At 70.2% G+C, this 26,092-nt stretch carries 17 protein-coding genes; 5 read left to right on the forward strand and 12 right to left on the reverse strand.

All coding sequences use genetic code 11. The annotated features are described in order from the left end of the window. The first annotated feature begins 4 nt into the window (after positions 1-4). From OG504_RS14690 to OG504_RS14700, 3 genes are all read left to right on the forward strand, one after another. On the forward strand, positions 5-1,282 hold the full coding sequence (locus OG504_RS14690) for an HRDC domain-containing protein (protein WP_405990243.1): 1,278 nt from the start codon (positions 5-7) through the stop codon (positions 1,280-1,282). Between the two features lie 320 nt (positions 1,283-1,602). After that, complete coding sequence (locus OG504_RS14695) at positions 1,603-2,820, forward strand: acetyl-CoA C-acyltransferase (RefSeq protein ID WP_033285033.1); 1,218 nt, start codon at positions 1,603-1,605, stop codon at positions 2,818-2,820. After that, complete coding sequence (locus OG504_RS14700; protein WP_405990244.1) at positions 2,817-4,946, forward strand: 3-hydroxyacyl-CoA dehydrogenase NAD-binding domain-containing protein; 2,130 nt, start codon at positions 2,817-2,819, stop codon at positions 4,944-4,946. The genes OG504_RS14695 and OG504_RS14700 overlap by 4 nt, the downstream gene beginning before the upstream one ends. Before the next feature lie 75 nt (positions 4,947-5,021). Here OG504_RS14700 and OG504_RS14705 read toward each other — a convergent pair whose 3' ends face one another. The 6 genes from OG504_RS14705 to OG504_RS14730 form a co-directional block, all read right to left on the reverse strand. Further along, positions 5,022-6,410 carry a hypothetical protein gene (locus OG504_RS14705; protein ID WP_405990245.1) on the reverse strand — a complete coding sequence of 463 codons (1,389 nt, stop codon included), beginning with the start codon at positions 6,408-6,410 and terminating at the stop codon, positions 5,022-5,024. Between the two features lie 49 nt (positions 6,411-6,459). Continuing rightward, positions 6,460-8,463, reverse strand: coding sequence for a PIG-L family deacetylase (locus OG504_RS14710; protein WP_405990246.1), 2,004 nt, complete (start codon positions 8,461-8,463; stop codon positions 6,460-6,462). Between the two features lie 68 nt (positions 8,464-8,531). After that, positions 8,532-11,402 carry a stealth conserved region 3 domain-containing protein gene (locus OG504_RS14715; RefSeq protein WP_405990247.1) on the reverse strand — a complete coding sequence of 957 codons (2,871 nt, stop codon included), beginning with the start codon at positions 11,400-11,402 and terminating at the stop codon, positions 8,532-8,534. 8 nt (positions 11,403-11,410) lie between these two features. Next, positions 11,411-12,382 (reverse strand): hypothetical protein, encoded by a 972-nt coding sequence (locus OG504_RS14720; protein WP_405990248.1) that lies wholly within the window; start codon positions 12,380-12,382, stop codon positions 11,411-11,413. Next, on the reverse strand, positions 12,379-14,190 hold the full coding sequence (locus OG504_RS14725; RefSeq protein ID WP_405990249.1) for a stealth family protein: 1,812 nt from the start codon (positions 14,188-14,190) through the stop codon (positions 12,379-12,381). Before OG504_RS14725 ends, OG504_RS14720 begins: the two co-directional genes overlap by 4 nt. Positions 14,191-14,456: 266 nt before the next feature. After that, positions 14,457-15,569 (reverse strand): hypothetical protein, encoded by a 1,113-nt coding sequence (locus tag OG504_RS14730; protein WP_405996335.1) that lies wholly within the window; start codon positions 15,567-15,569, stop codon positions 14,457-14,459. A 280-nt stretch (positions 15,570-15,849) separates the two neighbouring features. Here OG504_RS14730 and OG504_RS14735 point away from each other — a divergent pair, with 280 nt between their 5' ends. Beyond that, positions 15,850-16,938 carry an LCP family protein gene (locus OG504_RS14735; protein WP_405990250.1) on the forward strand — a complete coding sequence of 363 codons (1,089 nt, stop codon included), beginning with the start codon at positions 15,850-15,852 and terminating at the stop codon, positions 16,936-16,938. A gap of 111 nt (positions 16,939-17,049) precedes the next feature. On the opposite strand, the gene OG504_RS14740 is transcribed toward OG504_RS14735, so the two are convergent. Beyond that, positions 17,050-18,069 carry a hypothetical protein gene (locus OG504_RS14740; protein WP_405990251.1) on the reverse strand — a complete coding sequence of 340 codons (1,020 nt, stop codon included), beginning with the start codon at positions 18,067-18,069 and terminating at the stop codon, positions 17,050-17,052. A 68-nt stretch (positions 18,070-18,137) separates the two neighbouring features. Between OG504_RS14740 and OG504_RS14745 the strand changes: the two genes are divergently transcribed. Then, positions 18,138-18,509 (forward strand): NTP pyrophosphohydrolase, encoded by a 372-nt coding sequence (locus tag OG504_RS14745; protein WP_405990252.1) that lies wholly within the window; start codon positions 18,138-18,140, stop codon positions 18,507-18,509. A gap of 282 nt (positions 18,510-18,791) precedes the next feature. Here OG504_RS14745 and OG504_RS14750 read toward each other — a convergent pair whose 3' ends face one another. The 5 genes from OG504_RS14750 to OG504_RS14770 all read right to left on the reverse strand — a co-directional run bounded on the left by OG504_RS14750 (position 18,792) and on the right by OG504_RS14770 (position 25,994). Next, positions 18,792-20,315, reverse strand: a complete 1,524-nt coding sequence (locus tag OG504_RS14750) for an amino acid permease (protein WP_405990253.1) — start codon at positions 20,313-20,315, stop codon at positions 18,792-18,794. Positions 20,316-20,462: 147 nt separating this feature from the next. Continuing rightward, positions 20,463-22,391 (reverse strand): 1-deoxy-D-xylulose-5-phosphate synthase, encoded by a 1,929-nt coding sequence (gene dxs, locus OG504_RS14755; RefSeq protein WP_405990254.1) that lies wholly within the window; start codon positions 22,389-22,391, stop codon positions 20,463-20,465. A 194-nt stretch (positions 22,392-22,585) separates the two neighbouring features. Next, positions 22,586-23,905 (reverse strand): sugar ABC transporter permease, encoded by a 1,320-nt coding sequence (locus tag OG504_RS14760; protein ID WP_405990255.1) that lies wholly within the window; start codon positions 23,903-23,905, stop codon positions 22,586-22,588. Beyond that, positions 23,902-24,690, reverse strand: coding sequence for an ATP-binding cassette domain-containing protein (locus OG504_RS14765; protein WP_365303929.1), 789 nt, complete (start codon positions 24,688-24,690; stop codon positions 23,902-23,904). The genes OG504_RS14760 and OG504_RS14765 overlap by 4 nt, the downstream gene beginning before the upstream one ends. 209 nt (positions 24,691-24,899) lie before the next feature. Then, entirely contained in the window at positions 24,900-25,994 is a 1,095-nt protein-coding gene (locus OG504_RS14770) for a sugar ABC transporter substrate-binding protein (RefSeq protein WP_405996336.1), read from the reverse strand. Positions 25,995-26,092 lie beyond the last annotated feature (98 nt).

The raw sequence follows: 26,092 nt of genomic DNA on the forward strand, positions 1-26,092 counted from the left end.
ACAGGTGACCGACGCCCAAGAAACCGCAGCAGACAGCTCACTGCGAACCACCGGAGGCGCCCCTCCGGACGACGTCGAAACGGCGCCGATCCCTTTGCTCGAGCCCCGAGAGGGCATTCCGCCCGTGATCGCCGACGAGGACGCCCTCGCCGAGGTGATCGCGGCCTTCGCCGCCGGCACGGGTCCCGTGGCCGTCGACGCCGAGCGCGCGTCCGGCTACCGCTACGGACAGCGCGCCTATCTGGTGCAGCTGCGCCGTGAGGGCGCGGGCACCGCACTGATCGACCCCGTGGCCTGCCCCGATCTGTCGGGCCTCGGTGAGGCCATCTCCGGCGTCGAGTGGGTGCTGCACGCCGCCACTCAGGACCTGCCGTGTCTGCGCGAGATAGGCATGGTGCCGACGCGGCTCTTCGACACCGAGCTGGCGGGTCGGCTCGCCGGATTCCCGCGGGTCGGACTGGGCGCGATGGTCGAGGGTGTGCTGGGTTTCGTCCTGGAGAAGGGGCACTCCGCCGTCGACTGGTCCACCCGCCCGCTGCCCGAACCCTGGCTGCGCTACGCCGCCCTCGACGTCGAACTCCTCGTCGATCTGCGGGACGCGCTGGAGAAGGAACTCGACCGGCAGGGCAAGCTGGACTGGGCCCGCCAGGAGTTCGACGCGATCGCGGCGGCGCCGCCCGCCGAACCCCGCAAGGATCCGTGGCGTCGGACGTCCGGGATGCACAAGGTACGGCGGCGCCGGCAGCTCGGTGTCGTGCGGGAGCTGTGGCAGACGCGGGACCGGATCGCGCAGCGGCGGGATGTGTCGCCGGGGAAGGTGCTGTCGGACGCGGCGATCGTGGAGGCCGCACTCTCTCTTCCCGTCGACGTGCAGGCGCTGGCCGCGTTGAACGGGTTCGGGCATCGGATGGGGCGGCGGCAGCTGGAGCAGTGGCAGGCGGCCGTCGATCGGGCCAAGGCCCTTCCCGACTCCGCGCTGCCGCAGCCTGGTCAGCCGGTTACCGGGCCGCCGCCGCCCCGCGCTTGGGCCGACAAGGATCCTGAGGCTGCGGCTCGGTTGTCCGCGGCGCGCGCTGCGGTGTCGGCGGTCGCTGAGGGGCTCAACATGCCTCAGGAGAACCTCATTACTCCGGATACTGTGCGGCGGGTTTGCTGGGAGCCGCCGAAGAGTGTGGATGTGGAGTCTGTGGGGGCGGCTCTTGCCGGGTATGGGGCTCGGGCTTGGCAGGTTGAGCAGGTTGCGCCGGTTTTGGTGGAGGCGTTGACCGCGAAAGCACCGTAGGGGTTGTGCGTTGTTTTGCGGGTGCGCGTCCGTTGTGGCTGGTCGCGCAGTTCCCCGCGCCCCTAAAGGCTGGTCGGCTGGCCGCTGCCGATCGGCTCCCCGTGGGGCACGGAAAGGCGCTCGGAAGCGGAACCTCGGCGTCGAGATCAGGCCAAGATCCTCAGGTGGTGCGTGGGGAACCGGGCGCGGGCGGGGTGTGACGTTCGCCGCTCCCGACCCCGGGGGTGGGCAGGTTGGTTACCCGCAAGTAGCATGGGTACTGAGCGCGCGCTCAGCGCATCGCGGCAGTGCCGATCCCGCACCCTGGAGGAGAGCCAATCGTGCCTCGTACCGTCAGGGACGTCGTCTTCGTCGACGGCGTCCGCACCCCGTTCGGCAAGGCGGGCCCGAAGGGCATCTATCACGAGACCCGGGCCGACGACCTCGTCGTGAAGGCGATCCGGGAGCTGCTGCGCCGCAACCCGGGACTCGACCCCGCGAAGATCGACGAGGTCGCCATCGCCGCGACCACGCAGATCGGTGACCAGGGGCTGACCCTGGGGCGGACCGCGGGCATTCTCGCCGGGCTGCCGCAGTCCGTCCCGGGCTACTCCATCGACCGCATGTGTGCGGGCGCGCTGACCGCCGTCACGACCACCGCCGGCTCCATCGCGTTCGGCGCCTACGACGCCGTCATCGCCGGTGGTGTCGAGCACATGGGCCGCCACCCGATGGGCGAGGGCGTGGACCCGAACCCGCGGTTCGTGAGCGAGAAGCTGGTCGACGACTCCGCACTGTTCATGGGCATGACCGCGGAGAACCTGCACGACCGCTACCCGCACATCACCAAGCAGCGCGCCGACGAGTACGCGGTGCGTTCGCAGGAGAAGGCCGCCAAGGCGTACGCCAACGGCAAGATCCAGCAGGACCTGGTGCCGATCTCGGTGCGCAACACCAACGAGCAGGTGGGCGAGGTCGGTTGGGGTCTCGTCACCGCCGACGAGCCGATGCGTCCGGGGACGACCCTGGAGAACCTCGCCGGGCTGAAGACTCCGTTCCGTGTGCACGGGCGGGTCACCGCCGGCAACGCGGCCGGGCTGAACGACGGTGCCACCGCTTCGATCATCGCCAGCGAGGACTTCGCGCGCGAGCACAACCTGCCGGTGAAGATGCGTCTCGTGTCGTACGCCTTCGCGGGCGTCGAGCCGGAGGTCATGGGCTACGGCCCGATCCCGGCGACCGAGAAGGCGCTCGCCAAGGCGGGTCTCGGCATCGAGGACATCAACCTCTTCGAGGTCAACGAGGCTTTCGCCGTACAGGTGCTGGCCTTCCTCGACCACTACGGCATCGCTGACGACGACGAGCGCGTCAACCAGTACGGCGGCGCGATCGCCTTCGGCCACCCGCTGGCCTCGTCGGGCGTCCGCCTGATGACGCAGCTGGCCCGTCAGTTCGAGGAGCAGCCGAACGTCCGCTACGGCCTGACGACGATGTGCGTCGGCTTCGGCATGGGCGCCACGGTCATCTGGGAGAACCCGCACTTCGAGGGGGACAAGTGAGCACCACCACCGAGCTTCTGAAGGGTGCGGCCGAGCTGTTCCCCGACGAGGTCGTGACGTCCGCGCACGTCCGTCACCTCGAACTGCCGTACAGCGCTGGGCGGTTCGCGCTCATCACGCTGGACAACGGCTTCGACCACACCAAGCCGACCACCTTCGGTCCGGCCTCGCTGGCGAACCTGAACACCGCCATCGACCAGGTCGAGAAGGAGGCGGCGGCCGGCGAGATCGTCGGTGTCGGCATCACCGGCAAGCCGTTCGTCTTCGCGGTCGGCGCGGACCTGAAGGGCGTCGAGCTCCTCAAGAACCACGACGACGCGCTCGCCATCGGCAAGGGCGGCCACGAGGTCTTCAAGCGCCTCGCGGACATCGCGGTACCGACCTTCACGTACTACAACGGCGCGGCCATGGGCGGCGGTGTCGAGGTCGGTCTGCACTGCGAGTACCGCACGGTGTCGAAGCACATCGCGGCCTTCTCGCTGCCCGAGGTCTTCCTCGGCCTCGTCCCCGGCTGGGGCGGCTGCACGCTGCTGCCGAACCTGATCGGCGCGGAGAAGGCCGTCTCGGTGATCATCGAGAACAGCCTGAACCAGAACAAGCAGCTCAAGGGCCAGCAGGTCTTCGACCTCGGGATCGCCGACGCGCTCTTCGAGGGCGCCGACTTCCTGGAGCAGTCCCTGATCTGGACGGCGAGCGTCCTCAAGGGCGACATCAAGGTCGAGCGTCCGGCGATCGACCGCGGCGAGGCCTGGGACCAGGCCGTCGCCAAGGGCCGTTTCGTCGCGGACTCCAAGGTGCACGGGGCCGCCCCGGCCGCCTACCGCGCCCTCGACATCATCGGCGCCGCGAAGAACGGCGACCTCCAACAGGGCTACGACGCCGAGGACTTGGCCCTCGCCGACCTGATCATGGGTGGCGAACTCCGCGCCGGTATCTACGCGTTCAACCTCGTCCAGAAGCGCGGCAAGCGTCCGGCGGGTGCGCCCGACAAGTCCCTCGCCCGTCCGGTCACCAAGGTGGGTGTGGTCGGCGCCGGTCTGATGGCCTCGCAGCTCGCCCTGCTCTTCCTGCGCCGCCTCGAAGTGCCGGTCGTCCTCACGGACATCGACCAGGAGCGCGTCGACAAGGGTGTGGGCTACGTCCACGCCGAGATCGAGAAGCTGCTCGGCAAGGGCCGTATCAACCAGGACAAGGCCAACCGCCTCACGGCCCTGGTCACCGGTGTGCTGGACAAGGCCGAGGGCTTCGCGGACGCCGACTTCATCATCGAGGCCGTCTTCGAGGAGATCGGCGTCAAGCAGCAGGTCTTCGCGGAGGTCGAGGCGGTCGCCCCGGCGCACGCGATCCTCGCCACCAACACCTCCTCGCTGTCGGTGAGCGAGATGGCGTCGAAGCTCAAGAACCCCGAGCGGGTCGTGGGCTTCCACTTCTTCAACCCCGTGGCGATTCTGCCCCTGTTGGAGATCGTGCGCGGCGAGCAGACGGACGACGCCTCGCTCGCGACCGCATTCGCGGTGGCCAAGAAGCTGAAGAAGACAGCGGTGTTGGTGAAGGACGCCCCGGCGTTCGTCGTCAACCGCATCCTCACCCGCTTCATGGGCGAGATCCAGAACGTCATCGACGAGGGCACCCCGGTCGCCGTCGCCGAGAAGGCCGTAGAACCGCTCGGGCTGCCCATGTCCCCGCTGGTGCTACTGGAGTTGGTCGGTCCGGCCATCGGCCTGCATGTCTCGGAGACCCTCAACCGGGCCTTCCCGGACCGCTTCACGGTCTCCCCGAACCTCGCGGCCGTCGTCAAGGCGGGCAAGCGCGGCTTCTACGTCTACGACAGCGGGAAGCCCGAACTCGACCCCGAGGTCGCCGCGTTGCTGCAGCAGGGCGACTCCGTGCTGACCGAGGAGCAGGTGCGGGACCGGGTCCTGGACGCGGTGGCGCAGGAGATCGGGCTGATGCTCGACGAGGGTGTCGTCGCCGAGGCGCAGGACATCGACCTGTGCCTGATCACGGGCGCCGGCTGGCCCTTCCACCTGGGCGGCATCACGCCGTACCTGGACCGGGAGGGTGTGTCGGAGCGGGTCAACGGCAAGCCGTTCCTGGCGCCGGGTGTGGCCAGCGTTCCGGCGTAACTGCCGCCGTACGGACGTGACTTGATGAGGGCCTCCGCCTTGGGCGGGGGCCCTCTGTCGTTCCGTGCCGGTGGGTCACCAGGTCGGCATCGCCGGGTAGTGCTCGCAGGTGCCGGAGCAGGGTTCGCGGGACGACAGCGACGTGTGCAGCCAGTTGTCCTCGGGGATGCCGTGCACGCGCAGGGTCAGGGCGGCGGGCGCCGAGTGGATGGCGCTGAACACCGCCACGAACTCGACCGTGTAGGTGCCCGGCCGCCAGTCGTGGGCGTGGGTGACCCGCCAGGTTCCGTCGTCCTGGACGGGTGCCTGGGCAATGAGTCTGCCCTGCTCCAGCACCATGACCTTCGTGACGCCGGGGGCCGCCCTGCCGGAGAAGCGGGGACGTGGACCGCACCAGGCGTTCGGCCTCGGGCCCACGATCTGCGGCGGTTCCAGCCGGTCGAGGACGCGGAAGTCCACGGCGGAGGTCCGGGAGACGCTGTTGCCCGCGACCCCGAGCACCTCGACGGTGTGCGGGCCCGCCGGCCAGTTGACGACCCGGCGCCACTGCCAGGTCCCGGAAGAGGAGACGGAGGTGCCGCCGAGGTAGCGGCCCTGCTCGTAGAAGAGGACGTAGTCGGTCCCGGCCGGTGCCTTGCCGCTCAGTCTGCGGGCGGCGCCGACCAGTTCGCCGGGGGCGGGCGAGGTGAAGACCGGCGGGTCCGGCAGGCTCGGCTGCATGGTGAGGGCCAGTTCGGGGCGGCTCACGGTGAACTCGGCGAGGACCGCGGGAAACGTGTCGGGGGCCAGCCGCTGCGGGTCGACCAGGTCACGCGGCAGGCCCGGGTTGTCCAGGACGGACGCGGCCAGCCGTCGGGCCACCTCGCGTGCTCCCTGCTCGTTGAAGTGGCTGGAGTCGATGATGCCGTCGGGGTGGTTCGGGTGCTCGCCCGGATCCAGCCAGCGGTAGAGCCGGCGGGCCCGGGTGGGCCCGAGTTCCGCGAGCATCGTGGTGGTGAACGCGGTCATGTCGATCAGTGCGGCACCCGTCTCGGCCGCGGCCTCGCGGGTGAGTTCGGGGTATCCGTCATGGGTGTCCAGGACGCTCCCGGCCTCGTCGAAGGTGCAGCGCGCCGCGGGAGTGACCAGTACGGCGAGGGCTCCCTCGGTCCGGACGGCCTCGGCGTACAGGCGCAGGTACTCCTTGAACTCGCGTGGCCCGTGGTGGCGTTCGGGCTGGTTGACGCGCTGCTCGACGTTGCCGAAGGCGATGAGGACCAGGTCGCCGGGGTTGAGGACGGAGAGGAGCGTGGCGAGGCGCTCGGTGAAGTAGCCGCGCAACGTCATGGCGTCCCGGGCGTAGTTGCGCACCTCGCAGTCGCCGCCCAGGAACTCGCCGAGGAACTGGCCCCAGCCGGCGAGCGGTGCCTCCTCCTCGGTCCGCGAGGCGGCCACCGAGTTCCCGATGATGCAGATCTTCCTCATGTGTTCCTCACGTCTTCCCGATGTCCTCCGCGGCCGGTGTCGGAGCCGGTCACACGATCACCGGGGGTCCGAAGCCGTCGGCCACGTCCGGCGTGTTCTGCCGCATCACCCGCAGTCGCGAGTCCGTGCCGAGCACCGCCACCACGACCCGGCCCACGTGGTCGAGCGCGAGGGCGGGTGGCCGGGCGATCAGCACGTCGTGGTCGAACCAGTCCGGTGCCTGCGGCCTGCCCTGCGTGGGCAGGACCGCGAGGCTCAGCCGGTTGTGGGCGTTGCGGCGGGCGAGGACGAGGGAGTCGTGCCGGTCGGTCAGCTGTCGCAGGGCGGCGATCCGGCCGGTTCCGCCGTGCCCGCCGAGCCGTTCGGCCTGTCCGTTCCACCGGCCGTCGGGCCGCTGGCGTACGCACATCACCTCGCCGGAGTCCTCCTCGCGGTAGAAGAACGCCATGCGGGAGCGGCCGATCTGCACGGGGGCGAGACCGCCGGCGGGCCGCCAGGCGTCCGGGTCGGCCGTCGTCACACCGTCCTGGAGTCTGTACGGGCCGTACACGTCCTCCTGGTACCAGTGCACGCCGCCGACGCGGTTCGCGGCGAACAGCTGGATCCGGCCGGTGGACTTCAGGACCGCGGTGAGACAGTCCTGCATGCCGCGGCCGCCCAGGTCCTCCCAGGCGGCCCACCCTTCGCCGGTCTCGCGGCGGGCGCTGATCCCCGATCCGAAGTTCCGCATGAAGACGTGCAGCCGTCCCGACGGGTCGGCCACGGCCTCGGGCACGCCGACCTCCCGGCAGCGCTGCCAGTCGTTCGACCGCGCGTTGGGGTTGCCGACCTCCTCCCAGGGCGCCACGGCCCCGGTGTGGGCCTGCCGCCACATGCGGACGACCTCCACGTCCACCTGACCGCCCGGCCCCGGTGTGCGGCGCAGACCGACGAGGTGCACTCCGCCGGTGCGGTCGGGGGCGACGGACAGGGCCGGCGTCAGACCGGCCCCGGGCAGGAAGGCCGGCCGGCCCCAGTTGTCGCCACCGGGCACGCCCTCGGTCCAGACCGCGACCCGGCCGCCGAGCACGGTGTACGCGGCGAGCCGGCCGTCGGCCTGGAGGTGGAGCCAGTCGGTGCCGCCCTCGTAGCGGGCCCGGGTGCTCCAGCCGTAGCGGCGGATGTCGGAGCCGTCGGACAACTGCCGGTCGCCGCAGTGCCGGTGGCGGCAGTCATGTCCGTCGGCCGACGTGTACACCTCGACCACGCGCTTCTTCTCGGCCCACGCGTGCTCGGTGAGGTTGCTGGGCCAGAGCTTGTTGCCGTAGCCGACGCAGTGGTCCACGAGCGGCGGCACGCCGCCCTCCGCGACGTAGTGCTCCAGGGCGGCCAGCGCGAACTGCGCTGTCGCGGTGTGGTCCTGGTGGTCGCTGGACGTCGGCCCCCGCTTCTCGTCCCAGGCCGTGTGCCAGGGGTCGGGGTCCATGGTCCAGAAGTGGTCGGGCCGCGTGTGGCGGAGCACCTCGACGAGGGAGCCGAGCAGTTCGTCCCGGGTGAGTTCCTGCGGCTGCTGAAGCGGTGACTCCGCGGCGTTCAGGGTGAGTTGGGTGCCGGACTGCCCGGTCCACAGGGTGGCCAGCCGGGCCTGCGGGCGGTCGGCCGGGAACCCGTGCCGGTCGTCGACCATGCGCAGCCCGAAGAAGAACAGCTGGACGTGCGGCGCCGCCAGCAGGGTGGAGCGCTCGGCGGTGACTCCGGTCGAGAACGAGACGACGTCCCGTGCCCACTCGCTCTCGCGCTTGCCCGTCACCATGGTCGCGTAGGCCGCGCGCAGCCCCTGCTGGCGGGCCTCCGCGTAGCCCGCGTAGTCCGGCGGGCTGTCCAGGCGGTGCGGATCGCGGGTGTCGATGTTGCGCCCGTCGGCCTCGGCGGCCGTCAGGTACACGCTGGTCACCCGGTGCCCCGCTTCCAGCGCCCGCTGGAGGTCGGGGTTGATGAAGTAGAGGTCGTCGTCCGGGTGTGCGAGCACCTGGACCAGCGAAGCGCGCGGTGTGTTTCCCTCAGCGGACTGCATGGCGGTGTTCCCTCGGCTGCGGACGGGCGGACGGGCGGACGGGCGGTGGAGCGATGGGATGCCGGGCGTCACAGCGGCCAGTCCGGCAGATAGCCCGCGTGGGCGCGCTGGTTGCGCAGCGATCCGGTCTCGAACTGGCTCGGCACCGGGAAGTAGCTCGGGAGGAAGGCCCTGAGGGTCGCGTCCTGTTCGTCCTCGGGCACATCGCCGTCGTGGTAGTCGTTCAGGCAGAACACGTCGTGCGGGCGGGCCGTCAGCAGTCGGCTCAGCCTCGGCTGGTGTTCGCTGAGCCCCACGTTGACGAAGCCGCACGAGATGCTGCCCGGCACGCTGCGCAGGGTGTGGAAGCCGTAGTAGTGGTGCAGCGAGGACGCGACCGAGATGTCGCTGTGGTCGCGCAGCCGGTTGGCCGCGGTCGTCGCGACCGCCTGCTGGTAGTTCTCCTCGATGTCCGCCAGGACGCTGCGCCGCAGCGGATGCGGGGCGTGCAGGAACGAGTGGACCAGCGTCTGTCCGAAGGAGTGCTCCACCAGGGCACGGTTGTTCTTCGCGGCGCTGATGTTGAACTCGTCGTCGTAGGAGGGCGGCGCCATCGGGACGGAGGTGGGCGACATGAAGTGCTTCGCCTGCCCGTTGCCGTGGAAGAACATGGTGGGCTGCAGGGTCCGTCCGACGAACACGTCGTCGTTGAAGTAGAGGAAGTGCTCGGCCAGGCCCTCGATGTGGTGCAACTGGCTCTCGATGGCATGGGAGTTGTATGTGGGCAGCGCGCCCCGGGTGCCGAAGATCTCGGTGTGGTCCACGACGCGGATCCGTGGGTGGGAGAGGTCCAGCCAGTGCGGGATCTGCTGGTCGGTGACGATGTGGATGTTCCGGATCCAGGGGGCGTACATGTCGATGGAGCGCAGGGAGTACCGCAGTTCGTCACGGTCCCGGAAGCGCGCCGCGCTCGTCGCCGCGTCCTCCGTCTCCATGCCCAGGGCCGCCAGCACGGCGTTCTTCCGTTCCAGCCACGAGACGTCGGAGCCGTTCACCCACGTGTAGACGGCGTCCACGGGAAACGTCACGTCTCCGTGGAGCGCCTGCCCGAAGGCGTGGATCGTCGGGTAGGGGCGGCCCCCCAACGTCAACGTGCTCCGGTACATGGCGCTGTTGGGCACCCGGTCGCCGATCAGGGTGCGGGCGGGCGCCTTGAGGTGGGTCTCGTCCTCGGGGTCGTGCTCCCAGAAGGAGACGGTGCAGCCGTAGACGGCACCGAGGCGCAGGATGCGCGAGGGCGAGACCACGTTCTGGTAGATCCGCACGCCGGACGAGGCTCCGTCGGCGTACGGCGCGACGAGTCCGGCGAGGACGGTGGCCACCGTCTTCTGGCCCTCGTTGAGCACGGCCGCGTAGACGGCCTCCGTGGCGTACCGCTCGGCGAGCGCCTTGAAGACCGCCTCACGGTGTACGGCGTGCACCGCGACCGTGTGCCGTACGAGGTGGTCGCGCACGACGAGGTAGGGGATGTCGGCGGCCTCGAGGGCGTTCGCGACCAGGGCGAGGTTCTGTTGCACGACGTCCCAGGGCGACTCCCAGTCCAGCAGCCGGCAGACCTGGCCGCCGTCGCTGACCGTGCCGCGCCGCTTCAGGAGCCGTTGTTCCAGGGCCCGTTGGTCGGAGGTGCGCACGGTGGTGGCCGGGGCGGGGACCGCGGCGGGCACCATGCCGTCGGCGCCGCCGTAGTAGGCGTGCACGGCCTGGCGTTCGGCCTTGGCCACGGCCCGGCGGCCGGTGTCCCGCTCGGCGACGAGTTCGTGGAGGATCCGCTCCCAGTGCGCGGTGACCACGGCGGGCGAGAAGCGGTTGACGGAGGCGAGCGCCGCGGCGCCCATCCGCTGCCGCAGTTCGCCGTCCTGGATGAGGAGCATCAGGGCCGAGGCCAGGGCGTCGGTGTCGCCGGGCGGGACCAGGACGCCGGTCTGTCCGTCGATGACCACTTCGCGGGGGCCGTTGGGCGAGTCGTAGGAGACGACCGGGACGCCCGCGGCGTGTGCCTCCGCGAGGACCAGGCCGAAGGCCTCGTTGCGCGAGGTGAGGGTGGCGATGCCGGCCTTGGCCCACTCCTCGGCGAGGTGGGGGGAGTTGCCGTTGAGCTGGACGCAGTCGTGCAGTCCGAGCGTGTCGATCTGCCGGCGCAGGGCGCCGCTGAGCGGGCCGTCGCCGAAGATCCGCAGCTGCCAGTCCGGGTGGTGGCGGGCCACGGTGGCCCAGGCGGTGACGGCGTGGTCGATCTGTTTCTCGGCCACGAGCCGGCCGGCGATCACGACGGTGCGGGTCTGCAGGGTGGAGCGGGGCCGGAAGCCGCTGGGCAGGGCGTTGGGCACCACCTCCAGCCGGGGCGCGGCGTCACCCAGGGTCTCGGCGAACCAGTCCCGGGTGCGTTCGCTGAGCACGGCGAGCGCGTCCAGCCGGGCGGCGTAGCGGCGCAGCGGTTCGCCGCTGGTGCCGCGCAGTTCGGAGACCCGGTGCTCCTGGTGGACAGTGATGACGTGGGCCGGTGCGAGCTGGACGGCGAGTGCCATCAGCGCCGGGGTGGTGGTGATCAGGACGTCGGTGTCGGTGTCCTGCAGGGCGAGTTCGAGTTCCAGGTCGGCCAGCCGGTTGAAGGCCGACTCCCATGCCCGGTCGACGATGTGGCTGGGCTGCGCGGCGAGTCCGGCCCACACCGAGGTGTCCACGGTGGTCGGACGTGTGGGGCGGGGGGTGCGTGCGGTGAGGTCGACCAGGTAGTCGACACGGACCCGTTCGTCCGGGGTGAAGAACTGGGCCGGCCTGCTCTTGAAGACGCTGAGCACCCGCACGTCGTGGCGGGCGGCGAGTTCCGACGCCTGGTTGAACACCGCGCGTTCGGTGCCGCCCACGGCGTCGGCCGTGGTCAGCAGGAATGTGATCTTCATCGGTCGGTTCAGCCTGCCTCGGACATGCGCGTGCAGGTGAACCTTAGATTTCCTGCGGGGGTGTAGCGCGGTTGGACGATCAGGGGCGGTCGGCCCTGGGGGGTGATGGCGATGCTGCGCATGGCGAAGACACGCAGCGGGTTGCGTACGTCGTGCAGTCGGCGGCCCAGGCGCAGGGACCGGCCGTCGTGGTCGTGCAGTTCGACGTCCCAGTGCTCGGGGCGTGCGCCGCGCGGGGTCATCCGGTCCAGGGGTACGTCGACCCGGAAGAGGCCGGAGCCGCTGGTGGCGTCGGCGGTGACAGGCTGCTCGAACCGGCGTCCGGAGGCGACGAACTCGGCCCACGGCCGGTCGGTCGTGACGCCCAGCACCCGGAAGTCCACGGTGACGCCCGCATGGGTCAGGTGCACCTTGGTCACCTCGACGCCTGGGCGGACCCCGGCGCTGATGACCCGGGCGCTGCCGCGCACGGAGCGGCCGAGCCGGTGGCGTTCCCCGGTCACGGGGGACGCCGCCATGGGCTTGGTCGGTCCCTCGTAGGGCACCGGTGGCTGGAGCAGCAGCAGGGACAGCGAGCGTTTCCTGCGCCCGGTGTACAGGCGCAGGCGCAGCCGCCAGCGTCCGGTGGTGACGGGTACTCCGCCGACCTCCGCGCCGAGCAGGACGGCGACGTCGACCAGTGCCTCGCCGGCCGGGCCCTGGTAGACGCGGGCCTCGACGGCATGACGGCGCCGGCCGCGCCGTACCAGGATCTCGGCCCGGTCCGGCAGTCCGGCGGACGGCGGGAGTCCGGCGTGCAGGTTCACCGTCTGGCCGTCGAGGATGGCGGCGTAGTGGAGCCGGGCGGCCCGGCGGCGGCGCAGGGGGATGAAGAAGCCGAGCATCAGCCGGTTGCGCAGGGCGCCGAGGCGGGCGCGCGCACGGCGCGGTCGAGCCGCTCCGCCCGTCGGTCGGGCGGAGCTCTCGGGGCGGGAGGTCATGAGCCGGTGCGCCCCAGTTCGGCTACCCGCGGCGCGGGCCGCGGTGCGGTGATGCCGGATGCGGTCTCGAAGGGGCTGTGCACCGGGAAGTAGGCCTCCAGGAACGTCTCCACCATGCGGTTCTGGGCCTCGGGGTCGGCTGCGGTCACGGTGTCGTTCATGCAGAAGGTGTCGAAGTTGCGCCGCGCCAGCAGGCTGTTGAGCCGGCGCTCCGCCAGGTCGTCGGCTAGGTCGACGTAGACGTAGCGGATGTCGCCGACCGTGGCCCGCGCGGAGTGGTAGGCGTAGTAGTGGTGCAGCGAGGAGGCGATGGGTACGTCGCGGGGCGAGCGGAAGCGGGAGTGCTGGGTGACCCGGTGGGCCTTGTCGTAGACCTGCTCGATCTCGGCCAGGATGCTCCGCCGCAGGGCGTGCGGGGTGTGCTTCATCTTCTGTGAGATGACGGTCCCGAAGTGCTGGGCGATCAGACCGCGGCTGTTCTTTCCGGCCGCGTTGACGGGGAGGTCTCCGGTGCTCGCCCGGCCGGACGGGATGAGGGCCTTGGACTGGAAGAACTTGGTCAGCCCGTTGGGGTGGAAGAAGTGGCTCGGCTGGACCGGGCGGCCGAAGAAGACGTCGTCGTTCAGGTACAGGAAGTGCTCCGAGAGGTCCTGGATGTGGTGCAGCTGGCTCTCGATGGCGTGCGAGTTGAAGGTCGGCAGCGCGTACGGGTCGGCGAAGATCTCCCGGTGGTCCACCACGCGGATGCCGGGGAAGTCGGTGTTCAGCCAGGCGGGTACCTGGCCGGCGGTGACGAGGAAGATGTTGCGCACCCACGGGGCGTACTGGTGGATGGAGCGCAGGGAGTACTTCAGCTCGTCGCGGCTGGTGAAGCGGGAGTCGTTCGCGGCCTGTTCGTGCAGGCTCCCGCCGTCCGCGTCGCCGCCGTCGAGCTCGCGCCGGAACGCGTCCCGGCCGGCGCTCCACACCGGGTCGGAGTCGTCCACCCAGGTGTAGACCACGTCGATCGGGAAGAGGTGGTCGTCGGGGAGCGCGGCGGCGAACTCGGGGAGGGTACGGGCATGACCGGTGGCGTAGGCGGCCGGAACAGGGCTGAATCGTTTCTGTTCGGTCCAGCAGCGGCCGGCGTCCACCGCGACCTCGGTCATCACCCGGTTGGGCCGCGGTGCGACGAGCTGCCCGTCCCGCTCGTCCCAGAACTCGACGTCGCAGCCGGACTCCCGGCCGAAGACCAGGTTCCCGGACGGGTCGCAGACGTACCAGGCGAGGCGCAGCACGCGCTGGTCGCGCAGCCCTCGCCAGCTCGCGGTGAGGGCGCCGGGCCGCATCTGACCGGGCGGGACCGTGCCGACGTAGCCGGCGCCGTCCTCGCACTCCAGCCGCAGCGCGGCCTCCAACTCCGGCCGCAGCCGGGCCGGTACGGCGACGCACGGCACGGCGGCCGAGGTGCCCCGCACACAGAAGTAGTCGATCCCGGCCTCTTCGAGCACCGCGACGAGGAGGTGGAGGTTACGGGCACGAGCGGCCCAGGCCGTGGCCCCGGGCACCTCCATGGCGCGGAGGTGCCGGCCGCTCACGCGGACGACCCGCAGCCGGCCCTCGGTGGTGTGCCGGCCCCCCTTGCGGCTGCCGCCCAGCGCCCGCACCACCACCGCCGATCGCACCGCGTCGGCAGAGGCGAGCGAGCGCTTCACGGAGGTGCGCAGAGGGCTCGGCAGCCGCCTGACGATCTTGCGACGCGCCCCCACAGGCACCAAAGATCGATATGTCGACACGAACGCGCTCGCCTCGGGATTGTTGAGGCTCACCTGTTTCCGCACCATCCAAGTCGTGGCCGGGGTCACCCCCGGCGGATTTTCCCCACCCTGACCGACTGCCGCACCCCCTGTGCGACCGCCGCCGAACCAGTAGATCTGACCAAATTTTTACCGAAGTCACACTTGCGGCTTACTTGCGTCTTACTGATCAGACAGAATGTTTACATCTGGTTCGCAACCTGTCCAGAAGCAATCGGTTTCTGTGAAACTTCTGTCACGAAGGCCACATCGCGAGGCCGCCGCACGGGGACCGCAGGTCAGGCACGCACCCAGTCCGAAAAGACCAATCCTGGATCCGGGGCCTGCCGCCCCACCCACAGGGCGCCGTCCGCGTCGAAGGCGGCGAGCACCACACGCCCCCAGGCGTCGTGCGCCAGGGCGGGCGTCCCCGGACAGGACCTCCCGGTGCCGTTCCACCACAGCCCCGAGGCCTCGGACTCCGTCCCGCACACACCCACCAGCACCTCCCCGGACGCGCCCCGGTGCGCGATCACCGTGCAGTCGTAGCCGTCGAGGACGGTGCGGAGCACCGCGTTGCCGCCGTCCCCGGGCGTGCCGCCGAGCGGGACCGACCAGCCGCCGGGCCGGTGGCACAGCAGGCCGGACCCGGCCGGATCGGTCCACACATGGGTGAGCCGGCCGGGCCCGGTCTCCAGCGCGACCGCGGAGCCGGGCAGCGCCCCGGGACGTATGTCGTACGACCGCTGCGGCACCGATCCGGGTTCCGGCTGCACCCAGTGCAGCGTGCTGTCCCCGGCCGGGGCGAACACCTCGACGCGCCCGTCCGACGCGGCGGTGACGGTCACCCCGTCCTGGATGCCGGAGCCCCGCAGATCGGCCCAGGGCTCCCACCTGCCGCCCTTGCCCTCCCTGCGCATCATCAGGCCGCCGCCGGCGTTCCGCACGAAGACGTGCAGGTCACCGTGGGTGTCCACGGCCCCGGCCGGCACACCCAGCCGACGCGCCCGCTCGGGCTCCCGGTGCGGACTGCCGAGCGAACGCCACTCGGTGACGGGCCGTCCGGGCTGGTACTGGATGGCGTGCACGACGTCCACGTCGGCGGAGCCGTCGGCCCGGCGCCGCTCCCGTCGCCCCAGGAAGTGGACGTACGCGTCCGCTCCCTGCACAACGGTGAGGTGGGTCAGGTCCGCGACCGCGAAGAAGTCCGGCCCCGACCACCCGGAGCCGCCGCGGCCTGCCTCGGTCCAGCGCAGCAGCCCGCCCCGGGTCGGCGCGTATGCGGTGAGCCTGCCGTCCTTGCCGCGCACCAGCCAGGAACCCGAGGCCGTGCCCGTCACCTCGAACGCCGGGGCGGCGACGGGCTCGGCGGAACGGCGGTGCTGTTCCACCCGTGCGGAACGACCCCGCATCACCATGACGGACTCCCTGAAGACGTGCCCGACCTCGACGCGGGGACCAGAAATTCGCCACATCATATGCATGGGTCCTACACTCCCCGGGCTCGGACAGCGGGCCCGCTGTCCGCGCGGGAACGGCCACAGCACCTGACGGCGCCTCGAATCGGCGAAGTTAACGTGATGTGGATCACTGATGTACAACGCAAGTCGTCTGTCGCCGGTCTGTCCGATCGCCCAGCATTTTTCAGCCCCGGTACGCACCCGGTCCGCACCAGACGAGGACAGCACCCGAATGACGACCCCTGCCGTCGACAGCCCGAGCAGATCGCAGCGCCCCTCGCGGCGCGGCACGCCCCGCCGTCGGCGCCGCACCGGCCGCTGGATCCTGCTCTCCCTGGCCGTCCTGGTCCTCGCCGGAGCCGGTACCGCGTACTGGCTCTACAGCGGGATCGACGGCAACATCAAGGGCGTCGACATCGACAGGGCGATCGGCGACGACCGGCCGGAGAAGCTGCCCACCTCGGGGCAGAACATCCTGATCCTGGGCTCCGACTCACGCGCCGGCGCCAACGCGAAGCTGAACACCGGCAAGGTCTCCGGCGCCCGTTCGGACACCGCGCTGGTGATGCACATACCCGAGGGCCGCAAGAAGGCCGTCGCGATCAGCATCCCGCGCGACACCCTGGTGACCCGCCCGGAGTGCACCAGGTCGAACGGCTCCTCGGTCGCGTCGGCGAAGCGCGTGATGTTCAACTCCATCTACTCCCAGGTCGGTCCGGCCTGCGTGGTGAAGACCGTGGAGCAGATGTCCGGGATCCGCATGGACCACTACGTCGAGGTCGACTTCGCCGGCTTCAAGGACCTGGTGGACGCGATAGGCGGCGTGACCGTCACCGTCGACGAGGACATCCACGACACCTCCAGCGGCCTCGACCTGACCGCGGGCACCCACAGGCTGAACGGCACCCAGTCCCTCGAGTTCGTCCGTACCCGGCACGGCATCGGCGACGGCAGCGACCTCGGCCGCATCGGCCTCCAGCAGAAGTTCATGCTGGCCCTGCTCACCGAGATCCAGAAGCAGGACCTGCTGGGCAGCCCCGTCAAGGCGTACAAGATCGCCGACCAGCTCACCGCCGCGCTCACCACCGACTCCGAACTCGCCTCGCTCACCAAGCTCGCGGAGTTCGGCCGCAGCCTGAACGGCGTCGACCCGTCCACCATGGAGACGATCATGCTCCCGGTGGCCTACGACAAGGTCGACCCGAACCGGGTGATCGCGGCGGAGCCGCAGGCGACGACGCTGTGGAAGGCCCTCCGCACCGACTCGACGATCCCCGAGTCGGCGAAGAAGTCACCTGCTACGGGCGGGACTTCGGCCTGACGGGACGGAACGGATGCCCGGAGCGGATCCCGTGGACGGGTCAACTGCCGTTCGTCCACGGCTGATCGGCGGATCCGGACCACCGCTGATCGATGGGTCGGGAGCGGTCGTTCAAACCTCCCGCCAAGCCTCCAGCGCCAGCCCCGCCTCCTCCTTCCGCCGCGTGACGAGCAGTTGGCCGGTGGACGGCGACACCGTCGCCGCGGCCACCCGCTCGTCCTCGTCCAGCGTCAGCGATACCTCGGCGTCCACCGGGAGTTGGGGCCCCGACTCCGTCCACCAGGCGCCCGCGGACTCCTGTTCCGTGGGATACGCGGCGAAGGCGACCCGGCCGCTGGCCGAGCGCTGGGCGAGCAACGTGCAGTCGTGGCCGTCGAGTTCGCAGCGGATCACGGAGACCGGGCCGGGGCCGGCCGAGGGGAGAAGGGTGACCGGCTTGGCGCCGGGGCGCCAGACGCAGAGGTCGCCGGAGTCGTCCGTGTAGAAGAGGGTGGTGCTCGACGGGGAGGTGGCCAGGGCCCGGAGTGTGCCGGGGCGGACGGCGGCCTCCATCGCCTCCTCCAGCACGGGCTGTTCGCCCGGCTCCTCCTGGCGCCAGTGCAGGATCGCGCCCGGTACCGCCGCGTACAGCTCGACCGTGCCGGACTCCCCCGTCACCGCCGCCAGGTCCTCGTGGACGTCGCTCCCCTTGAGGTCGCGCCACGGGTCCCAACCGCCCTTCTCCCGTTGGGCCAGCAGGCTGACACCGGCCTCCGCGTTGCGTACGAAGACATGGGCCCGGCCCTCCGCGTCGACCGCGATCGCCGGTACGCCGGTGCGGTCGCCCTTCTTGTTCGGGTGTCCGATCGGGCTCCAGTCGAGGGCCGCGAGCCGGGCGCGGAAGTGGGTGGAGTGGACCAGTCCGGACTCGCCGGCGGCCGTGGGACGCCAGGACACGAGGTGGGCGTAGCGGTCCGCGCCCTGTCCGATGCCGAGCAGCCCGGGGTGCAGCTTCTGGTCGCCGCCGACCGTGCGCGGGGCGTTCCAGAGGCCGCCGGGGCCGCGTTCCGCCCGGCACAGGACGGCGTCGCCCGAGGGCAGATACACACTGAGCCGGCCGTCGCGGCCGCGTAGGAGCCAGTCGCCGTTCACCGGTTCACTGTAATTGGGGCGGGTACTTCCGCGCGGGGCACCCCCCGCTCGCGTGCGACCCTTGCCCCATGGACGAGGACACTCCCCTGCTCGTGATCGTCGACGGCGCCAATGTCGTCGGGTCGGTCCCCGACGGCTGGTGGCGCGACCGCAAGGGTGCCGCCGAACGCCTCCGCGACCGGCTCGCGAGCGACGGCCTGCCGGGCCGCGCGGACCCTGTGGAACTCGTCCTCGTCGTGGAGGGCGCGGCCCGTGGCGTGACATCCGTCCCGGGCGTACGGGTGGACTCGGCCCCCGGCAGCGGCGACGACCGCATGGTCGAACTCGTCGCCGAGGCCGCCGGCCGCCCCTGCCTGGTGGTCACCGCGGACCGCGAACTCCGGCGCAGGGTCACGGAGTTGGGCGCGGAGGTCACCGGGCCGCGCAGCGTACGGGGCTGACGCGCAGGCAATGGGGCCCCAAGTCTCCCCCGCCGAGCGGGACTTACCAGGACCGACGGCCGACGGCCTGAGGGCGCCACGGGCCACCGCCACCCACGAACTCCCCCACAGGGTCACCGAGTTGAGCGTGCGAACCAGCGGGCCGCGCAGCGTACGCGGCTGACACATACGCGCTACGGCCCCGCAGCACACCCGGCTGACCCACGCACACGGCCCCGTAAGTCCCCTCCACCGAGCGGGACTTACGGGGCCGGACAAGCAACTGGGTCGATCACGAAGGAACTACGACGCGTTTCCGCTCGGCGGTGCCTCCGACTTGCCCGCCTCTGCCGCCTGTTGCAGGCCCAGGCGGCTGTGCGTGCGGCCGTAGAAGAAGTACACGGCGAAGCCGATCGCCATCCAGATGGCGAAGCGGAGCCAGGTCTCGGCGGGGAGGTTGAGCATCAGCCAGAGGGAGGCCAGGACCGAGACGATCGGGAGGGCCGGGACCAGGGGGGTGCGGAAGGAGCGGGGCAGGTCCGGGCGCTTGTTCCTGAGGATGACGACGCCGATCGCGACCACGATGAACGCGAACAGCGTGCCGATGTTGACCAGTTCGGCGAGTTCGCTGAGGCTCGTGAAGCCCGAGACGATCGCGATGATCACGCCGAGGAGGATGGTCGGGCGGTACGGGGTGCGGAAGCGCGGGTGGACGTGGGAGAAGAAGCGGGGCAGGAGGCCGTCACGGCTCATCGCGAAGAACACGCGGGCCTGGCCGAGCAGCAGGATCATGCAGACCGTCGTCAGGCCGATCGCCGCGCCGAAGCTGATCAGGCCCGCGAACCACGGGTGTCCGGTGGCCTTGAACGCGTCGGCGAGGGGTGCGTCGATCGACAGCGAGCTGTACTTCTGCATGCCGGTCACGACGATCGCGACGGCGACGTACAGCGTTGTGCAGATGACCAGCGAGCCGAGGATGCCGCGCGGCACGTCCCGCTTCGGATTGCGGGTCTCCTCGGCGGCGGTGGCGACGACGTCGAAGCCGATGAAGGCGAAGAAGACCACGGAGGCGGCGGTGAAGATGCCCATGACGCCGAAGTTGGAGGGTGCCCAGCCGAACATCAGCTGGATCAGGGGGGCCTTGAGGTTGCCACCCGCCTCGACCGACTGCGCCTTGGGGATGAAGGGCTTGTAGTTGTCGCCCTTGATGAAGAAGGCGCCGGCGACGATCACCACGAGGACGACGGCCACCTTGATGGCGACGACGACCGACGTGACGCGCGCGGAGAGCTTCATGCCGAGGACGAGGATCGCCGTGAGGACGAGGACGAGCGCGGCGGCGAGGATGTCGAAGCCGAAGCCGTGGGCGCCGTCCCGGCCGCTGAGCGCCTCGGGCAGATGCCAGCCCGCGTTGTCCAGCAGCGAGTGGATGTAGCCGGACCAGCCGACGGCCACCACCGCCGTCCCCAGGGCGAGTTCGAGGACCAGGTCCCAGCCGATGATCCAGGCGGGGAACTCGCCGAGCGAGGCGTACGAGAAGGTGTACGCGGAGCCCGCGACCGGGACCGTGGACGCGAACTCGGCGTAGCAGAGCGCCGCGAGGGCACAGACGACGCCGGCCACGACGAAGGACAGGGCGACCGCGGGACCGGCGGTGTTCTTGGCGGCCGTGCCGGTGAGGACGAAGATGCCGGTGCCGATGACGACGCCGACGCCGAACACGGTCAGATCCAGGGCCGAGAGGGATTTTCTGAGCGCGTGCTCGGGTTCCTCGGTGTCCTGGATGGACTGTTCGACTCTCTTCGTCCGGAAGAGTGTGCTGCTCACGGGTGTACCTCCCACGCTTGGCGTCCTCGACATGATCGAGAGGGGGCGTGGTGCGTATGCCCCGACGCGGGCGGGTTCACGCGAACGGGCCGCTTTCACCACTGCAAAGAGTGGTAAAAGCGGCCCGTTCGGCGGTGCGGCCGTGCCTCAGTCGCGCGCGGACTCCACCGAGTCGACCTCGGCGGTGGGCCGTTCGAAGCGGCCGTCCAGCTTCGAGACCAGGCCGGTGACCTGGCGGGCGATGTCGGGAGCGGTCAGGCCGATCTCCGTCATCACCTCGGCGCGCGAGGCGTGGTCGAGGAAGCGCGGCGGGATGCCGAAGTCGCGCAGCGGAACATCCACGCCCGCGTCGCGCAACGCCTGTGCGATCGACGAACCGACGCCGCCGACACGGGAGTTGTCCTCGACGGTGACGACCACCCGGTGCTGCTCGGCGAGCGGGGCCATGGCCTCGTCGACGGGCTTGACCCAGCGCGGGTCGACGACCGTGGTGGAGATGCCCTGCTTGTCGAGGAGGGCCGCGATCTCCAGGCACATCGGCGCGAGGGCACCGACCGAGACGAGCAGGACGTCCGGGGCGTCGGTGCCGGGCGCGCGCAGCACGTCCATGCCGCCGATGCGGCCCACGGCGGGTACGGCGGGACCGACCGCGCCCTTGGAGAAGCGGACGACCGTCGGGGCGTCCTTGACCTGGACGGCCTCGCGCAGTTGGGCGCGGACCTGGTCGGCGTCGCGGGGCGCGGCGAGCCGGAGACCCGGGACGACCTGGAGGATCGACATGTCCCACATGCCGTTGTGGGAGGCGCCGTCGGTGCCGGTGACGCCGGCCCGGTCCAGGACGAAGGTCACCCCGCACTTGTGCAGAGCCACGTCCATCAGCACCTGGTCGAAGGCGCGGTTGAGGAAGGTGGCGTAGACGGCGAAGACGGGGTGGAGTCCGCCGGTGGCGAGGCCGGCCGCGGAGACGGCGCCGTGCTGCTCGGCGATGCCGACGTCGTAGATGCGGTTCGGGAAGGCGTCGGCGAACTTCTTCAGGCCGACGGGCTGGAGCATCGCGGCGGTGATCGCGACGATGTCCTCGCGCTCCTGGCCCAGCGCGACCATCTCGTCGCCGAAGACGGAGGTCCAGTCGGCGCCGGAGGCCTTGATGGGCAGGCCGGTGTCGGGGTGGATCGGGCCGATGCCGTGGAAGCGGTCGGCCTCGTCCTGGAGGGCGGGCTGGTAGCCGCGGCCCTTCTCGGTGAGGACGTGGACGATCACCGGGCCGCCGAACCGCTTGGCGCGGGCCAGCGCGGACTCCGTCGCCTCGATGTCGTGGCCGTCGATCGGGCCGACGTACTTCAGACCCAGGTCCTCGAACATGCCCTGCGGGGCGATGAAGTCCTTCAGGCCCTTCTTCGCGCCGTGCAGCGTCTCGTAGAGGGGCCTGCCGACGACCGGAGTGCGCTCCAGGAGGTCCTTGCCGCGGGCCAGGAAGCGCTCGTAGCCGTCGGTGGTCCGCAGGGTCGCCAGGTGGTTCGCGAGGCCGCCGATGGTCGGTGCGTAGGAGCGCTCGTTGTCGTTGACGACGATGACGAGCGGGCGGTCCTTGGCGTCGGCGATGTTGTTCAGCGCCTCCCAGGCCATACCGCCGGTCAGCGCGCCGTCACCGATCACCGCGACCACGTGGTCGTCGCGTTTCAGGACCTGGTTGGCCTTGGCGAGGCCGTCGGCCCAGCCGAGGACCGTCGAGGCGTGCGAGTTCTCGATGACGTCGTGCTCGGACTCGGCCTGCGAGGGGTAGCCGGAGAGGCCGCCCTTCATCTTCAGCTTCGAGAAGTCCTGGCGGCCGGTGAGCAGCTTGTGGACGTAGGACTGGTGGCCGGTGTCGAACAGCACCCGGTCCTTCGGCGACTCGAAGACGCGGTGCAGGGCGATGGTCAGCTCGACCACACCGAGGTTCGGGCCGAGGTGGCCGCCGGTCTTGGAGACGGCGTCGACGAGGAAGGTCCGGATCTCCCCGGCCAGCTGGTCCAGCTGCTCCAGGCTGAGCCGGTCCAGATCGCGCGGTCCCCTGATGCGGGTCAGCAGCGGCACCCGTGCCTCCTTGCGAGTAGAGCTGATCGAGCTGTTGCCGGGCTTGTCGAGTCTAATGTTCCGCCTTTGCGGACGGCGCCCGGGCTGTGCGTCATACGTCACGCGATCGGCTGTACCCACGAACAGCCTTTCCTACGACACGACTGTGCCCGGTACCGCCATCGGTACCGGGCACAGTCTGGGCGAAGGGCAGGTCAGCCGCGACCGGACGCCTTCTGGCTCTTGCGGGACACCGAGTCGATGACGACGGCGCCGAGCAGGACGCCACCCGTGATCATGTACTGGATCGACGTGTTCATGTTGAGCAGGTCGAGGCCGGTCTGGATCGACTGGATGACGAGCATGCCCAGGAGGGCGGACCAGACGGTGCCGCGACCACCGAAGAGGCTCGTACCGCCGATGACCGCGGCCGCGATGGCCAGCATCAGGGTGTTGCCGCCGCCGGCGTTGAGCGTGGCGCTCTGGGTCTGACCGGCGAAGAACATACCGCCGACCGCCGCGAAGCCGCCGGAGATGGCGAACACGGTGATGCGGATCATGGACACGTTGATACCGGCACGGCGCGCGGCCTCGATGCCGCCGCCGACCGCGAAGACCTTGCGGCCGTACGGGGTACGACGGAGCACGAAGTCCACGATCACCAGGGACGCGAGGAAGATCACCAGCGCGTTGGAGACACCGGCCGAGGAGTTCAGCACGTACGCGGTGACGAACGCGGCCACGGCGAGCAGGCCGACCCGCAGCGCGATCTCGCTGGTGGGCCGGAACGGCACCCCGGCGGCCTTGCGGCGGCGCTGCTCGACGAGCGAGCCGTAGAGCAGGGACGCGACGCCGAGGGCGGCCAGGATGTAGGCGCCCGCGATCGACTGGTCCATGAAGAACGAGCCCTGGCCGAGCAGGTGCACCGGCCCCTCGTCCGGGATGTTGATGGTGCCGCTCGAACCGAGCAGCCACAGCATCAGACCGTTCCAGCCGAGGAAGCCGGCCAGGGTGACGACGAACGCCGGTACGCCGATCCTCGCGAAGAAGAAGCCGTGCAGCGCGCCGATGCCGATGCCCGTGACGATCGTCAGGACCAGCGCCAGCCAGCCGTTCATCCCGTGGTTGACCACGAAGACGGCGAACAGGGTGGACGCCAGACCGCTGACCGAGCCGACGGACAGGTCGATCTCGCCGAGCAGCAGCACGAAGACCAGGCCGATGGCGAGCATGCCGGTCGCCGACAGGTAGTAGCTGATGTTGGACAGGTTGTCCGCGCTCAGGAACCGGCTGTTCTGCGACTGGAAGATGATGCCGATGACGATCAGGCCGGCGACGACCGGCAGCGAGCCGAGCTCACCGCCCTTGACCTTGCGCTTGAACTCGGTGATATAGCCCCGGAAGCCCTCTTCGCGGACCAGCAGACGCGGGTCGACGACGGTGGCGGCACCGGCCGCCGCCGTGGGGTCCTCGGCGAGAGGCGCGGTGGTCGGTTCGACCGCGTCCTTCTTCACGGTGCCTGACGTGTCGCTCACTTTGCCGCCTCCGTGCTGCGCACCGCACGACGGGTCACGGCGTTGTCCGTGGCACCGGTGATCGCGGCGATGATCGTTTCCTGACTGGTGTCCTTCACCGGGAAGGAGCCGTTGTTCTTGCCCAGGCGCAGCACGTTGACGGTGTCGGCGACCGCCTTGACGTCGGCCATGTTGTGGCTGATGAGGATGACGCCGAGGTTGCGCTCGCGCAGCCGCTCGACCAGGTCGAGGACCTGCGCGGTCTGCTCCACGCCGAGGGCGGCGGTGGGCTCGTCGAGGATGACGACCTTCGGGTCACCGATCAGCGCGCGGGCGATCGCGACGACCTGTCGCTGGCCACCGGAGAGGCTGGCGATCGGGATGCGCACGCTCGGGATGCGGATCGAGAGGGTGCTCAGCAGCTCACGGGAGTTCTTCTCCATCGTGACCTCGTCGAGGACCCCGTGGCGCAGCAGCTCACGCCCGAGGTAGAGGTTGCCGACGACGTCGAGGTTGTCGCAGAGCGCGAGGTCCTGGTAGACCGTCGCGACGCCGAGTCCCTGGGCGTCGTGCGGCTTGGTGATGCTGACCGGGTTGCCCTCCCACTCGATGACTCCTTCATCGATGGGGTGCACTCCGGCGATGGTCTTCACCAGAGTGGACTTTCCTGCGCCGTTGTCGCCGACCAGTGCGACGACTTCTCCGGGGTGGACCTCCAGCTCTACTTCGGTGAGGGCCTGCACCGCACCGAATCGCTTGGAGACTCCGCGCAACGCCAGCACGGGCGTAGCGGACACGTGAACCATCTCCTTCGCCGCCTGACCGGCGGGGATGCCGCGCTTGTCAAAAGCCGCGGAGGGTTGTGCCTAGGCACAGATTTACAAGATGAACATGCGCGCGGCCGGTGCCAGTTGGCAACGGCTGCGTTCGCACGGGTTCCGATCGGCGCCCGCCCCGCAGCGGGGTTGGAAGGCGGGGCGGACGCCGAAGGGGCTATGTCACCGCTGGGCGGTGATTACTCCAGACCGGCCGCCTTGCACGCCGTGGCGTAGTCGGCGGTGCAGATCTGCGCGACGGTGTAGAGACCGTCCTTGATGACCGTGTCCTTGATGTTGGCCTTGGTGACCGACACCGGGGTCAGCAGCTGCGAGGGCACCTTGTTGCCGGAGCCGCTGGTCTGGGTCGTGGTGGCGAGCGAGGAGATGCTCTTGTTCTGCGCCAGGTCGACGGCGAGCGTGGCGGCCGCCTCGGCCTCCGGCTTGAAGGCCTTGTAGACGGTGCTGGACTGGGTACCGGCGACGATGCGCTGGATACCGGCGAGCTCCGCGTCCTGGCCCGTCAGCGGGATGCCGCTGATCTTCGCGCCCTTGAGGACGGTGGCGATACCGCCGGCCATGCCGTCGTTCGCGGAGTAGACACCCGCGATGTTCTTGGCACCGAGCTGAGTGATGGCCGCCGACATCTTCTGCCCGGCGACGGTGTCCTTCCACAGGCCGGACTGCTCGTAGGCGATGTCGACCTTGCCGTCGAGGGCCTCGTGGGCGCCCTTCTTGAACTGCGCGGCGTTCGGGTCGGCGTCGTCACCGTTGATCATGACGATCTTCGACTTGGTGGTCGCCTTGGAGCCCAGCGAGGTGAGGAGCGCCTCGCCCTGGAGCTTGCCGACCTGGACGTTGTCGAAGGAGACGTACGCGGAGACCGGGCCCTGGGCCAGACGGTCGTACGCGACGACCTTGATGCCCTTGTTGACCGCCTGCTGGATCGAGGACTTGATCGCGGCGGAGTCCTGGGCGCTGATCACGATGACCTTGACGCCCTTGGTGATCATGCTGCTGACCTGCTGGGCCTGCGTCGCTGCGCTGGCGTTCGCGTTGTTGTACTGGACGGTGCAGCCGGAGCAGAGCTCCTTGACCTTCGCCTCGAAGTACGGCTTGTCGAACTTCTCGTACCGAGCGGTGACGCTGTCGGGCAGGAGCAGGCCGATCGAGGCGTTCGTACCGCCCGAGGAGCTGGAGCTGCTGTCGGACTTCTTGTCGTCGCCTGCCTTGCCACAGGCAGCCATCGAAACGGCCATCGTGGTGGCGATAACGGCAACGGCGGCACGACGCATACGCGTGTTCACTTTGAAACCTCCCTGACGAGGCCGCGTCGTTGCGGCCGAGGTGGCTGGAAGTCAACTCGGCCGCGCGTTCGGCGTCAAGAAGTAAA

It is taken from the genome of Streptomyces sp. NBC_00986 (assembly GCF_045162565.1).
Lineage (GTDB): Bacteria > Actinomycetota > Actinomycetes > Streptomycetales > Streptomycetaceae > Streptomyces.

Coding starts and splice junctions, on each gene's coding strand:
- OG504_RS14705 (WP_405990245.1), bottom strand. CDS start 6,410: ATGAGGAAGATCTGCATCATCGGGAACTCGGTGGCCGCCTCGCGGACC.
- OG504_RS14710 (WP_405990246.1), bottom strand. CDS start 8,463: ATGCAGTCCGCTGAGGGAAACACACCGCGCGCTTCGCTGGTCCAGGTG.
- OG504_RS14715 (WP_405990247.1), bottom strand. CDS start 11,402: ATGAAGATCACATTCCTGCTGACCACGGCCGACGCCGTGGGCGGCACC.
- OG504_RS14720 (WP_405990248.1), bottom strand. CDS start 12,382: ATGACCTCCCGCCCCGAGAGCTCCGCCCGACCGACGGGCGGAGCGGCT.
- OG504_RS14730 (WP_405996335.1), bottom strand. CDS start 15,569: ATGCGGGGTCGTTCCGCACGGGTGGAACAGCACCGCCGTTCCGCCGAG.
- OG504_RS14735 (WP_405990250.1), top strand. CDS start 15,850: ATGACGACCCCTGCCGTCGACAGCCCGAGCAGATCGCAGCGCCCCTCG.
- OG504_RS14745 (WP_405990252.1), top strand. CDS start 18,138: ATGGACGAGGACACTCCCCTGCTCGTGATCGTCGACGGCGCCAATGTC.
- OG504_RS14765 (WP_365303929.1), bottom strand. CDS start 24,690: ATGGTTCACGTGTCCGCTACGCCCGTGCTGGCGTTGCGCGGAGTCTCC.
- OG504_RS14770 (WP_405996336.1), bottom strand. CDS start 25,994: ATGCGTCGTGCCGCCGTTGCCGTTATCGCCACCACGATGGCCGTTTCG.